Origin of the sequence: Sphingomonas sp. Leaf32, assembly GCF_001421765.1 — a bacterium.
Lineage (GTDB): Bacteria > Pseudomonadota > Alphaproteobacteria > Sphingomonadales > Sphingomonadaceae > Sphingomonas.
This window is the reverse complement of the sequence record NZ_LMLA01000014.1, coordinates 40,008-52,648: the sequence shown is the minus strand read 5'-3', so window position 1 is coordinate 52,648 and position 12,641 is coordinate 40,008. Positions and strand designations below refer to the sequence as shown.

The 12,641-nt window shown below is 68.6% G+C and carries 13 protein-coding genes; 6 read left to right on the top strand and 7 right to left on the bottom strand.

Features of this window, described 5'->3' with window-relative positions; genetic code table 11:
• Positions 1-38: 38 nt before the first annotated feature.
• From ASE83_RS17575 to ASE83_RS17565, 3 genes are read right to left on the bottom strand one after another with little or no spacing between them, the layout of a single operon-like run.
• A complete protein-coding gene (locus ASE83_RS17575) occupies positions 39-773 on the bottom strand; it encodes a thioredoxin domain-containing protein (protein ID WP_055784742.1) in 735 nt (244 codons plus the stop codon).
• Between the two features lie 23 nt (positions 774-796).
• The gene (locus ASE83_RS17570) at positions 797-1,489 is read right to left on the bottom strand and encodes a thioredoxin domain-containing protein (RefSeq protein ID WP_055784739.1); all 693 of its coding nucleotides are present in this window, start codon (positions 1,487-1,489) and stop codon (positions 797-799) included.
• Positions 1,489-2,031 carry a DUF721 domain-containing protein gene (locus ASE83_RS17565; RefSeq protein ID WP_055784736.1) on the bottom strand — a complete coding sequence of 181 codons (543 nt, stop codon included), beginning with the start codon at positions 2,029-2,031 and terminating at the stop codon, positions 1,489-1,491. Before ASE83_RS17565 ends, ASE83_RS17570 begins: the two co-directional genes overlap by 1 nt.
• Positions 2,032-2,050: 19 nt before the next feature.
• Between ASE83_RS17565 and ASE83_RS17560 the strand changes: the two genes are divergently transcribed.
• The 3 genes from ASE83_RS17560 to nudC are packed head-to-tail and all read left to right on the top strand — an operon-like array spanning position 2,051 to position 5,267.
• On the top strand, positions 2,051-3,085 hold the full coding sequence (locus tag ASE83_RS17560) for an A/G-specific adenine glycosylase (RefSeq protein ID WP_235513067.1): 1,035 nt from the start codon (positions 2,051-2,053) through the stop codon (positions 3,083-3,085).
• A 14-nt stretch (positions 3,086-3,099) separates the two neighbouring features.
• On the top strand, positions 3,100-4,416 hold the full coding sequence (locus ASE83_RS17555) for a serine hydrolase domain-containing protein (RefSeq protein WP_156353289.1): 1,317 nt from the start codon (positions 3,100-3,102) through the stop codon (positions 4,414-4,416).
• A complete protein-coding gene (gene nudC / locus ASE83_RS17550; protein WP_055784731.1) occupies positions 4,413-5,267 on the top strand; it encodes an NAD(+) diphosphatase in 855 nt (284 codons plus the stop codon). The genes ASE83_RS17555 and nudC overlap by 4 nt, the downstream gene beginning before the upstream one ends.
• Positions 5,268-5,392: 125 nt before the next feature.
• Here the strand turns inward: nudC and ASE83_RS17545 are convergent, their stop codons facing one another.
• Complete coding sequence (locus tag ASE83_RS17545) at positions 5,393-6,283, bottom strand: prephenate dehydratase (protein WP_055784728.1); 891 nt, start codon at positions 6,281-6,283, stop codon at positions 5,393-5,395.
• Positions 6,284-6,399: 116 nt separating this feature from the next.
• On the opposite strand from ASE83_RS17545, the gene ASE83_RS17540 reads away from it, so the two are divergent.
• Entirely contained in the window at positions 6,400-7,080 is a 681-nt protein-coding gene (locus tag ASE83_RS17540) for a c-type cytochrome (protein ID WP_055784725.1), read from the top strand.
• Positions 7,081-7,407: 327 nt separating this feature from the next.
• On the opposite strand, the gene ASE83_RS17535 is transcribed toward ASE83_RS17540, so the two are convergent.
• Entirely contained in the window at positions 7,408-8,091 is a 684-nt protein-coding gene (locus ASE83_RS17535) for an HAD family hydrolase (RefSeq protein ID WP_055784944.1), read from the bottom strand.
• Between the two features lie 10 nt (positions 8,092-8,101).
• Positions 8,102-8,767 (bottom strand): YggS family pyridoxal phosphate-dependent enzyme, encoded by a 666-nt coding sequence (locus ASE83_RS17530; protein WP_055784722.1) that lies wholly within the window; start codon positions 8,765-8,767, stop codon positions 8,102-8,104.
• 58 nt (positions 8,768-8,825) lie between these two features.
• On the opposite strand from ASE83_RS17530, the gene ASE83_RS17525 reads away from it, so the two are divergent.
• The gene (locus tag ASE83_RS17525; RefSeq protein WP_235513064.1) at positions 8,826-9,320 is read left to right on the top strand and encodes a thiamine phosphate synthase; all 495 of its coding nucleotides are present in this window, start codon (positions 8,826-8,828) and stop codon (positions 9,318-9,320) included.
• Here the strand turns inward: ASE83_RS17525 and ASE83_RS17520 are convergent.
• Positions 9,303-11,411, bottom strand: coding sequence for a TonB-dependent siderophore receptor (locus ASE83_RS17520; protein WP_055784716.1), 2,109 nt, complete (start codon positions 11,409-11,411; stop codon positions 9,303-9,305). The two genes, ASE83_RS17525 and ASE83_RS17520, sit on opposite strands and share 18 nt — an antisense overlap.
• A 133-nt stretch (positions 11,412-11,544) precedes the next feature.
• On the opposite strand from ASE83_RS17520, the gene ASE83_RS17515 reads away from it, so the two are divergent.
• The gene (locus tag ASE83_RS17515; RefSeq protein WP_235513059.1) at positions 11,545-12,615 is read left to right on the top strand and encodes an AI-2E family transporter; all 1,071 of its coding nucleotides are present in this window, start codon (positions 11,545-11,547) and stop codon (positions 12,613-12,615) included.
• Positions 12,616-12,641: the final 26 nt, after the last annotated feature.

The following is a 12,641-nucleotide window of genomic DNA, read 5'->3' as shown; positions in this document are numbered from 1 at the left end:
TGGGGGGAGTGGCCGCGTCGTCCGGCGCGGCCACGGGGTCAGGCGCCAGCGCCCTTCAGCGCCGCTTCAATCTGCGCCCAGGTGACGGCGTTCTCGACCTTTTCGCCGTTGATGAGGAAGGTCGGCGTGCCGGTGACGATCGCGCCGCCATCCTCGGTGATCTTGACGACCTCCTGCAACAGCTTCTGGTCGGCGAGGCACTGGCGCGCCTTGGCCTCGGGCACGCCGCGCTGCTTGACGAAATCGACGAAGCCGGCGGCATCGGCCCAGCCGGTGACCGCCTGCAGCGGCGGGATCGACTGCAACCGCGCCTGTTCGGCCTGCGGGATCGCCTGCATCCGGTCGAGCGTCGCCGCCTGATCCTGATACATCGCTTCGAGCAGCGGGAAGAAGGTGGCGGTGCCGTTGCAGCGGCCCAGCACGGCGGCGGCGAGATCGGGTGCGCCGTGCACCGCGAAGTCACGGAACTCGAAGCTCACCTTGCCGGTCGAGACATAGTTGTTGATGAGCGGTTCGTTGCCCTCACGCGCAAACGCGCCGCAGGTGGGGCAGGTGCGCGAGCCATATTCGAGCAACTTGACCGCCGCATCGGGGTTGCCGATGCGATAGCCGCCCTCGGGCGTGACCGCGACCATGTCGGTCCACTTCTTGCCGGCGGGTGCGGCGACATTGGCGACGGGCGCGGCGGCGCTGCCATTGGCACCAGTGCCGGAATCGCCGCCACCACAGGCCGACAGGGCGGCAAGCGCGATCAGGGGGAGTGCGAAACGCATGGGATCTACTCTCTTTGCAAGGATCAGGATGCGGTCAGGAACGGCTTGAGCGTCGCCCAGTCATGGGCCTCCACTTTCTTGCCATTGACCTCGAAGCTGGGGGTCGCGTTGACGCCGGCGGCCTGCGCCGCCTCGGCAATGGCGATCACCCGCTTCTGCGCGGCTTCGTCGTTCAGGCAGGCGGTCATCCGCGCATCGTCCAGCCCATGCCCGCGCAGCAAGGTGCGCAGGCCGGTGGCGGCAGCGAGCTGTTCCAGCCGCTTGCCGATGGTCGGCGTCGGTTGTTGCGCGGCCGGCGTGGCGGCGAATGCCTCCGCCTTGTCGAGCATCGCGGTCTGTTGCGCGAAGATCGCGTCATGCGCGGCAAGGAAGCGGTTCGTCCCGCCGCAGCGCGCCAGCAGGGCGGCGGTCAGGTCGAGTGCGTCGCGCGGCAGGGTGCGATATTCGACTCGCACCCGGCCCGAGCGGATGAGCGCGGTCAGTTCGGGCTTCGCCTCGCGGGCAAACGCGGCGCAGTGCGAGCAGGTATAGCTGGCCCATTCGACCAACTGCACCCGCGCCATCGGGTTGCCGACCGCGACGCCACCGGTCGGCAGCATCGTGACGCTGTTGGTCCAGTTGCGCTGGGTGGCGGCATTGGCGGATGCCTGCGCCTTGGCCGGGGGCATCCCGAACAGGGCGAACAGGAACGAGCAGAGCAGGATCAGAATGCGCATCAGCGGACCTTGCCAAGGATCGGAATGGCGGGGGGCGGGGGTGCGGCGACCGCACCGGCGAGCGCGGCGAGAACCGCGCGCAGCTCCGGATCGGCGATGTCGCGCAGGCTTTCGTGCATCTCGGCCGAAATCGGCGGCGGATCGCGACGTACCGGCACCGCGCGGCGCGGGCGGACCTCGCCGTGCCGGAACTGGAGCCGGGCGACCGCCGGATAGCCGAAGAAACGGTTCACCCGCTCGACGATTTCCGGCGCGATATGCTGCATCATCGTGCCATGCGCGCCCGATACGATCAGCGTCAGCGTGCCGTCGGCGCGCTTGCCCGGCGGGAAGCGGATCGATTCGGGGGCGGACACGCGGGCGAATCGCTCGCCGACGATCTCGCCCCAGCGGCTGACCACCGCCGACTGGACGAAACCGAATTTGCGGAACGCCGCGCCGCCGATGTCGGGCAGCAATTCGGCGACGGCCCGTGCGCCGCCACGCCGGCGGGGTTCTGGAATCGTCGCATGGGGGCGGGGGCGCGTCGTCATTGTCGGCATCCCATGCCATAGAGCCGGCGTGGACGCCAAGCATCTCTCTGTCGCCGAACGGTTGCTCGACTGGTATGATCGCAACCATCGCTCGCTGCCGTGGCGCAGCCCGCCGGGGGTCGCCGCGCCCGATCCCTATCGCGTCTGGCTGTCGGAAGTGATGCTCCAGCAGACCCAGGTTGCGAGCGTGCGCCCCTATTTCGAGGCGTGGACCGCGCGCTGGCCGTCGTTCGCGGCGCTGGCGGCGGCGGACGATGCCGATGTCATGGCGGCGTGGGCGGGGCTGGGCTATTATGCCCGCGCCCGCAACCTGCTGGCCTGTGCGCGGGTGGTCGCGGGGCTGGGGTCGCTGCCCGATACCGAAAGCGGTTTACGCAAGCTGCCCGGCATCGGCGACTATACCGCCGCCGCGATCGCCGCGATCGCCTTTGGCCGCCGGGCGGTGGTGGTCGATGCCAATGTCGAGCGCGTGGTGTCGCGGCTGTTCGCGATTGCGGAGCCGCTGCCCGGCGCGCGCCCGGCGATCCGCGCCGCGACCGATACGATCACCCCGGACGCGCGCGCCGGCGATTTCGCGCAGGCGATGATGGATCTGGGGTCGATGGTCTGCACCGCGCGATTGCCGCGCTGCCTGCTGTGCCCCTTGCGCGACGATTGCGCCGCTTATGCCGCCGGGACGCCCGACGCCTTTCCGGTCAAGGCGGCAAAAAAGGCGAAGCCACAGCGATTCGGCACCCTGTTCTGGGCGGAGCGGGATGGTCGGGTGCTGCTGGTCCGGCGGCCGGACAAGGGACTGCTGGGCGGGATGCGCGCCTTGCCCACCGGGCCATGGACCGACGGCGACCCCGGTACGCAGGGCGCACCCTTTCCCGCCGATTGGCGCAGTATCGGTCTGGTCCGCCACGGTTTTACCCATTTCGATCTTGCCTGCACCGTCATGGTGGCGGATGCAGCGGAGGAAGGCACCGCGCAGGGCGAATGGTGGCCGGTCGCGGACATTGCCGCCGCCGGGCTGCCGACGCTGTTCGCGCGGGCGATAACGGTCGTGGAGGGAATGCGATGAGGGAGACGAACCGGATGCGGAACGCACTGGCGCTGACGGGCGCGCTGCTGCTGGTACAGCCGGCGGTGGCATGGGCGCAGGCCGCGCCGCCGCGTGCCCCCGCCCGCCCCGCCGCGCAGCGTGCGCTGCCCGCGACCGAGGCGATGGTGCGCGACTATGTGGCGCAGAAGAAGGCGCCGGGCATGGTCGTCGTCGTGGGTGGTCCGGACTGGACCAGTGCCCACGCCGCCGGTCGTGTCGCGACCGACGCCAATGCCGCGCCGGCCAATGTCGACACGCTGTGGCGGGTCTATTCGATGACCAAGCCGATCACCGGCATGGCGGCGATGATGCTGGTCGAGGACGGCAAGCTGAAGCTCGACCAGCCGATCAGCGATTTCATCCCGGCGTTCAAGTCGATGAAGGTGCTGACCGATCCGGGCAACAGCCTGGCCAGCCGTCCGGCGACGACGCCGATCACCGTGCGCCACCTGCTGACCCACACTGCCGGCCTTGGCTACAGCATCGTGACCAAGGGGCCGTTGCTGAAGGAATATGAACGCCTCGGCATCGTCCCCGCCGCCGTCAACGCGCAGGCCGAAGTCGCGATGGCGCGGGCGCGGCCGAAGTCGCTGGAGGAATTCGCCAACCGCGTCGCCACCCTGCCGCTGATCGCCGAGCCGGGGACGAAGTGGAGCTATTCGATCGGCCTCGATGTGCTGGGCCGCGTGATCGAGGTGGCAAGCGGCATGTCGTTCGAAAAATTCCTGCAGACGCGGATGTTCGGGCCGCTGGGCATGATGTCGACCTACTGGACCGTGCCTGCCGCGCAAAAGGGGCGGCTGGCGACCAACTATGCGTGGGCCGGCGACAATCTGGTGCCGGTCGATCCGGGCGCGACCTCGGTGTGGCTGTCGCCGCCCAGCTTTCCCTATGGCGGGGCGGGGCTGGTCATGTCGGCCGCCGATTATGACCGGTTCCTCCACATGCTCCAGAATGGCGGCACGCTGAACGGCAAACGGGTAATGAAGCCGGCGACGGTGGCGCTGGGCATGTCGAACCTGTTACCGGCCGGCGTTACCTTTGGCGGGGTCGATGGCGCGACCGGGGGACAGGCGGGGCCGAAAATGGGCTTCGGCGCGGGTGGTTCGGTCTATCTGGAAACGCTGCCGGGCCGGCCGGGCAAGGGTACGTACGGCTGGGGCGGCGCGGCTGGCACCGTCGCGTTCGTCGATCCGGTGCGGCAGCTGCGCGGCACGGTGATGGTGAATTACTTCCCCGCCGACAAATGGCCGTTGCGCGATGATCTGGTGAAGGCCTTGGCCAGCGATCTGGCCGGGCCGGTGCGGTGATCGGCTTTACCGGCGCGGCGCTGGTCCGCGCGGATAACGAGCGCGACGACGCGCAAGCCTTCGCCCGTGCGCTGGCCGATCCGGCGGCGCGGCTGCTGGTGCTGACCGGCCTGGAACCACCGGTCGGTGACGATGGCGCGCTGGCATTGGCGGCGATGGACCCGGCGCGGGACGATGCGCTGCTGCTGGGGTATCTGGAGGGCGTGCCGCTGTTCGTGGCGGGCGACGGCGACGGCAGTGCGCCGGCGATGCGGTCGCCCGCGTTGATGGCCGCACTGGCGGTGATGCCGCCTGCCGACGTCGCGCTCTACGGCGTCGCGCGCAGCCTGATCGACTGGCATTCGCGGCACGGATTCTGCGCGCGGTGCGGCCATGCGAGCGTCGTCGCGCGCGGCGGCTGGGCGCGGTCGTGCCCGGGCTGCGGCGCGCTGCATTTCCCGCGCACCGATCCGGTCGTCATCATGGCGGTCGAACATGACGGCCGCGTGCTGCTGGGCCGCCAGCCGAGCTGGCCCACGGGACGCTATTCGGCGCTGGCCGGGTTCATCGAGGTCGGCGAATCGGTCGAGGAAGCGGTGGCGCGCGAGGTGCTGGAGGAAGCGGGCGTCGCGGTCGACGCGGTGCGCTATGTCGCCAGCCAGCCCTGGCCCTTCCCGTCGCAGTTGATGATCGCGTGCATCGCGACCGCGCCGGACGATAAGCTGCGGATCGATACGTCCGAACTGGAACATGCGTTCTGGGCGACCCGGGACGAGGTCCGCGCGGCGCTGTCGGGCGATACGTCGCGCTTCATCGCGCCGCCCGCCCATGCGATCGCGCGGAGCCTGTTGGTGGCGTGGGTGGCTTCGTGACGATCCGTTCGTCCTGAGTAGCCGCTGAGCTTGTCGAAGCGGCGTATCGAAGGACCGCCAAGGGTGCTTCGATACGGGCTTTCGACGAGCTCAATCCCTACTCAGCACGAACGGAACGTCCGAAGTTACCCCCGCTCGCGCGCGCGCCCATAGCTGCCGAGCAACCGCACCCATTTGCTGTGAAACCGCAGTTCCTCCAGCGCGCGGTCGACATGGGCCTCGCCCGGCCGTCCTTCGATGTCGCAGAAGAATTCGGTCGCGGCAAAAGTGCCGCCGCGCTGATAGCTTTCCAGCTTCGTCATGTTGACGCCGTTGGTCGCGAAGCCGCCCATCGCCTTGTACAGCGCGGCGGGCACGTTCTTCACCTCGAACACCAGCGTCGTCATGCACGGCCCCTCGGGCGGTTCCGGCGGTGCGGCGCGGGCGAGGACGACGAAGCGCGTCGTATTGTGATCGGCGTCCGCAATGTCGTCGGCCAGCAATTGCAGCCCGTACAGCGCGGCCGCCGCCGGGGGCGCGAGCGCGGCGATCGCCGGGTCGCCGATCGCGGCGACCGACGCCGCCGCGCCCGCCGTATCGGGATGCGCCACCGGTTCGATCCCGCGCGCGCTCAACCAGTGGCGGCATTGGCCCAGCGCCTGTTCGTGGCTCATCGCCTGGCGGATGCCCTCGACCGGTCCCAGGCCCAGCAGCGCGTGCCGGATCGGCAGGAAATGTTCGCCGGTGATGACCAGTTCGGATTCGGGCAGCAGGAAATGGATGTCGGCGACGCGCCCGTGCAGCGAATTTTCGATCGGGATGATCGCGCAATCGGCCTGTCCGGAACGTACCGCATCGATCGCGTCGGCAAAGCCGAAACAGGGCAGCGGCAGCGCATCGGGAAACGCCTGGACCAGCGCGACATGCGAATTGGCGCCCGGTGCGCCCTGAAAGGCGACGGTGCGATTCGGTTCGCGGGCGGCGGCTTCGATCATCTGCGCCACCAGCGGGCGCGCGGGTGCGGCGTATTTCTGCATGGGGGACGGCGATTATCGGGCGCGGACACGGGCGGCAACCCCGTCTTGCCAGTATCGGATGCCGCCTCTAAGCATGGCCCCAAACAAAACCAACTTTAGGTGAGACGGCTAAGGGCATGGACGACCGGACGAACACCATCGCAGGTTGGGTATTGGCCGGATGCGCCGCCGCCCTCGGACTTTCCATCGCCAGCGGCATGGTGTTCCATTCGGGCGCACCGGACAAGCCGGGCTATCCGGTCGAGGGTGCCGCCGAAGCCGGGGGCGGGGCCGCCGCCGCCGTGCCGATCGCGACGCTGCTCGCCACCGCCGACGTCGCCAAGGGCGCGGAAGTGTTCAAGAAATGCGCCGCCTGTCACACGGTGAACCAGGGCGGAGCCAATGGCATCGGCCCGAACCTCTGGGGCGTGATCGGCAAGAAGCATGGCCATCTGGCCGGCTTCGCCTATTCCACCGCGCTGACGGGCGTTCCGGGCAACTGGGACTTCGACGCGATGAACGCATGGCTGACGTCGCCCCGCAAATACGCGCCGGGCACCAAGATGACCTTTGCCGGCCTTGGCAGTGCCGAGGACCGGGCGAACGTCATCGCCTATCTCAACTCGCAAGGATCGAACCTGCCACTGCCGGCCGCACCCGCCGCCGGGGCCGCGCCGGCCGCGACCGAAGCGGAGGGCAATGTCGCCGAGGGCGCTCCGGCGAACAGCGCCGACATCGTCAACGCCGCGACGCCGGCGTCGGGCGCGCCGTCGGTCGATCCGGCTGCGGCGGAGCAGGCGGCGAAGAAGGGCGAGTGACGCTGCGTTTCTTCGCGAGGGTCATAGGGATTCACGCGAAGGCGCGGAGACGCGAAGGGGTTGCGCTTTACGCGACCTTCCGTGTTTCCGCCGGGCGTGGAACAGAAGATTAGATGTCGTGCAGAGGCGCGGAGGCGCAGAGAGGTCGTTCTTGGCGCCATCTTCTCCGCGACAGCGGCCTTATCTTCGGCTGAACCCGGCGCAATTGTCTGCCGATCGGAAGCACGGCCGCAGCCAACGCACCCTCTCTGCGCCTCCGCGCCTCTGCGCGAAATCCAATCTTCTTATTTCTCCGCGCCTTGCGTGGATCGATCCCCCGGCGACGACTCAGACCGTCGCGGGTTCCAGCCCCAGCAACCGCGCCACTTCGTCGAAGCCGTGCGCGATCTCGGTCACGCCCAGCGAGCGCAGTCGTTCGTCATGGCCGACGCCGCAATGAGACCCCGCACACAGCCCGATCACCCGCGCACCCGATGCGACCGCGCCGGTCACGCCGACCGGCGAGTCTTCGAGGATCGCACACTCCTCGATCGCGACGCCCAGTTGCCGGGCGCCGTAGAGATACAGATCGGGCGCGGGCTTGCCGTTCGCGACATGCTCCTTGCCGCTATAGATATGGTCGCCGAACGCATCGCGCAGGCCCAGATGGTCGAGATGCGTCGCGATCCAGTGGGTCGTGCTGGATGACACGATCGCGCGCGGCAGGTCGGCGGGCAGCGCGCGGACGAAGGCAACGGCTCCTGCCACCGCGTCGACCCCTTCGGCCAGCACCCGCGCATCCTCGACGGCGCGCGCGTCCCAGAATCCGTCGGGCACCGGCCCGCCGACCCATTGCTCGATCGCCCGGGTGAAGTGGCTGCCCGACAGGCCCATGAAATTGGCCATCGAATCGGCGGCGCTGGTCGGATGACCGGCGGCGGTCAGGAACGCAGCGATCTGGCGGTTGCCGGCATATTCGCTTTCCAGCAGCACGCCGTCGAAATCGAACAACAGGGCCTTGGGACGGGTCATCATCATTCCTTTATGCCCCACGCGCGCCGAACAGCGCGGAGCCGATCCGGACATGGGTCGCGCCCAGCGTCACGGCGGTTTCGAAATCGTCGGACATGCCCATGCTGAGGCCGGTGAGGCCATGATCGCGGGCCAGCCTGGCGGTCAGCGCGAAATAGGGCGCGGCGTCGAGGCCGGCGGGCGGCACGCACATCAGCCCGGCGATCGGCAGCCCGGCGGCCTTCGCCTCCGCCAGCAGCGCGGGCAGGTCGGCAAGGGCGCAGCCGCCCTTTTGCGGTTCGTCGCCGATATCGACCTGCACGAAACAGGCGGGCGCCCGGCCGGTCTTCTCGATCGCCCTGGCCAGCGCCGCGACCAGCGACGGGCGGTCGACCGAATGGATCGCGTCGAACAGGCGCACGGCGTCCTCGGCCTTGTTCGACTGGAGCTGGCCGACCAGATGGAGTTCGATGCCCGGCGTCGCTTCCATCAGTGCGGGCCATTTGCCCTGTGCTTCCTGCACGCGATTTTCGCCGAACACGCGCTGGCCGGCGTCGATCAGCGGCTGGATCGCAGGCGCATCGTGCGTCTTGCTGACCGCGATCAGCGTCGTCGCGCCCCGGTCCCGACGGGCGATCGATTCGGCATGGGCGATCCGGTCGCGTATCGGGCCAAGCGGGGTGTCGGTTTTGGTCATCGCGCGCGGTATAGAGGCGGCCATGCCCCGCCGCCACCCTTTGCCGCATCGCTGGCTGATGACCGACGAACGGCTGGACGATGCGCTGTTGCCGATCGTGCGGACGATGCCACGAGGCAGCGGGATCGTGTTCCGCCACTATGCGACGCCGCCGATCGAGCGTCGTGCGCTGTTCGCGGCGGTGCGCCGGATCGCGCGGGCGCGGCGGCATGTGCTGCTGGTCGCGGGGCCGGTGCTGCCGGGCGCGGATGGGGTGCATGGGCGGCGCGCAAGGGGGGGCAGGGGGCTGGCGACCCGTCCGGTCCACAGTCGCGCGGAGCGTATCGCTGCGGAGCGGGCGGGGGTCGATGCGATCTTCGTCTCGCCGGTCTTCGCCACCGCATCGCATCCCGGCGCGGCGGCGCTGGGCCGTGTACGCTTCGGTATGTTGGTGCGTGGCGCGCGCGTGCCGGTGATCGCGCTGGGCGGGATGACGGCAGCACGCGCGCGGACGCTGAACGGGATCGCCGGCTGGGCGGCGATCGATGCCTGGGCGTCAGAACTTCGCGCGTAGCTCGGCCAGCACGGTACGCGGTTCGCCGGGGAAATGCCCCGTCTGGCGCGTGAAGCCCGAAGCGGCGTACACCTTGTCGAACAGGTTATCGACGCGCAGCATCAGCTCGGCAAAGCCCAGCGACTTGGTGATCGAGGCGTCGAAGATCGCATAGGGCCGGACCGTCTGGCCCGACCGGCTGATCCGGCGCGACACCGATTCGCCGCCGAAGGCGAAGGCGGTGCCGATCGCATCCACCTGAACCCGCGTCCAGAAGCCCAGCTTGTGCGCGGGCGCGTTGGCGAAGCGGCTGCCGACCGCGTCGGTCACCGCCTGCCCCGCGACCGTGGCGGTCACGCGCGTGTCGTTATAGCCGTAATTGGCCATCAGCACCCAATGGCGGGTCAGGTCGGTGGTCAGGTCGACCTCGAATCCCTTGCTGGTGACTTCGCCGATCGGGCTGAGCGGATCGACGCCGTTGACCGGCGTGCGCGTCGGGTCGACCTGCAACAGATTGCTGCGTACGATGCGATAGACGGCGGCATTGGCCTGCAACCGGCCGTCGAACAGCCGCGACTTGACCCCGGCCTCGACCTGATTGCCGGTGACCGGGGCGAACGGGCCGCCGGCGTCGCGGTTCTGGCTGGCGGGGGCCTGCGGATCGAACCCCTCCGACCAGCTGGCATAGAGCGACAGGTCGGTACGCGGGCGATAGATCAGCCCGCCGCGAAACGTGACGTCGCTGTCGCGATAGCCGGAATCGCTGGTCACCCGGCCGGCAGTCGCTACCCGGACCGCATCCTCGAACCGGTCCCAGCGGACGCCTGCGATCAGCAGGAGCGTCTCGGTCAGGTTGATCTGGTCCTGTGCATAGGCGCCGACCCGGCGCGAACGGGTGTCGGTGTCGGTGAAGGGCAGCGCCGCCGCCCGCAGCGCATCGCCATCGGAACGGCCATAGACCGGATTGTTGAGGCTGAGCGGCAGGACGCCGGTGCGCAGGATGCGCGATCGCAGGCCGTTATCCTCCCGATACCAGTCGCCGCCGATCTGGAACCGGTGGGCCATCCCCAACAGGCGGGTGGTAGCGGTGGCATTGGCCATGAACGACAGGCCGTCGACCGGGCGGATCTGGTCGCGAAACTCGCGCAGGACCAGATCGGGGTTGGTCGTGCTGACCCCGCGCGACTCGTGATATTTCTGGCGCTCGGTCGAGCGGAAGCGGCGCGCGCCGGCATCGAAGGTGATCGCGTCGCCGATCGTCGTCGCATAGCGGGCGGACCATGCGGTCGAGGTCAGGTGCAGCCAGTCGCTCTTTTCATTGGCGTTCCAGCGGATCGAGGTGCGGAACCGCCCGCTGTCGTCGACCAGCACGCCGCGCAGCCGGTTGGCGCGCAAATAATTGTCGTACGTCGTGACCTGCAACGTCAGCAGCCCGCCCGGATGGGTACGGATCGACAGCCCGCCATCGCCGATCAGCGTCTTGTTGAGGCTATTGGTGCGATAGGGCTGCATCGCTTCGAAGAAACCGCCGATCCGGTAGCTGACCACGCCGTCGTGGTCGATCCGGTCGGTCGCTTCGGCGGAGATGCCGGCACGGTCATAGGTGCCGCCGGTGACGACGGTGCGCAGCGAGGCGTGGTCCGATGGCGTCTTCGATACATAGTTGATGATGCCGCCCGGCGCGCCGGGACCGAAGAACAGGCCCGATGGCCCTTTCAGCACCTCGACCCGGTCAACGTTGAACAGCTGCGGCACGGTAAAGCCGATGAACGGATTGCCCCGCTGCCCGTCATAGAAGGATTCGTCCTGCCGGAATCCGCGGAAGGTGACGCCGGCATAGCTGTAGGCGCTGACGCCCGAGATGTTGCGATAGATGTCGGTCGCGTCGCGCGCGCCCTGATCGGTGAACAGGTCGTGGTTGACGACCTGCAACGCCTGCGGAATGTCCAGCGGGTCCTGCGCCGATTTGCCGACGGTGGTGACGATCGTGCGATAAAGCTGCTGCGCGCGCCCCTGTACCACGATCTCCGTATCGTCGCCGGGCGTCGCCGCCTGCTGCGCCATTGCCGGCATCGGCACGGCGACGAGCGCCGACATCCAAAACCACCGCATATCTGCCCCTTTTTTGCACATGATATTCGCTCGCATTAGCGACAGTGATGGTGATGTGCAATCGTTGCGATGGCGATACGGCCCGGGGGAACGTCGCCCGGGTCCGTCCGTTCACGGTCCGAAGGGGACGAAGGTGACAGACAAAGACGCAGGGCGGTCGACGCCCGGTTATGGCCGGGTCGCGGCGATGGCGGTGATGGTGCTGGCGATCGCCGGGACCGCGTTCCTGCTGTTCAGCATGATGCGGCTGGTGCTGCTGGTCTTTGCCGCGACGACGATCGCGGTGTTGTTCAGCGCGGTCGCCAACCGCATCCAGCGCTGGACGCGCCTGCCGCGCGGCCTTGCGCTGGCGCTGTCGGTGATCCTGCTGCTGGGCATCGTCATCGGCATCTTCTTCGGCTTCGGCGCGCAGCTGGTCGAGCAGTTCGACACCATCCGTCAGCAGATTCCGTCCGCGTTGCAGGCGATCCAGCGACAGCTCGATGGATGGGGGCTGGGCGAGCCGGCGCGCGAATTGCTGTCGCAGGGCAGCAGCGACCTGTCGACGATCATGTCGCGCGCGGGCACCTATGTCCTGTCGATCGGGTCGGGGCTGTCGGATGCGGTGCTGGTGCTGGTCGGCGCGATCTTCCTCGCGGCCGATCCCGAGCTGTATCGCCGGGGGCTGGTGACGCTGGTGCCGCCGTCGGTCGAACCAGTCGCGCGACAGGCGGTGGACGATGCCGCCGGCGGCCTGCGCGGCTGGATGAAGGGGGAGGCGGTGGCGATCCTCGTCGTCGCGGTCCTGACCGCCTCCGGGCTGTGGCTGCTGGGCGTGCCGGCCGCGATCGGCCTGGGCCTGATCGCCGGGCTGATGGACGTGGTGCCCTATGTCGGGCCGATCATCGCCGGACTGCCGGCGGTGATGCTGGCCTTCACCCAGTCGCCCACCACCGCGCTATGGACGATCGTCCTGTTCCTGATCGTGCAGCAGATTCAGGGCAATATCCTGCAACCGATCGTGCAGAAGCACGCGGTCGACGTGCCGCCCGCCGTGCTGTTGTTCTCGGTCATCGGCATGGGGCTGATGTTCGGGTTTATCGGCGTGGTGCTCGCCGCGCCGCTGACCATCGTGATGTTCGTGCTGGTGCAGCGGATTTACGTCCAGCACCTGCTGGGTCGCGATATCACGGTGGCGACGGACAAGGTGGAGGACAAGGGATAACTTCTCCTCTGGACCCCACGTCACCC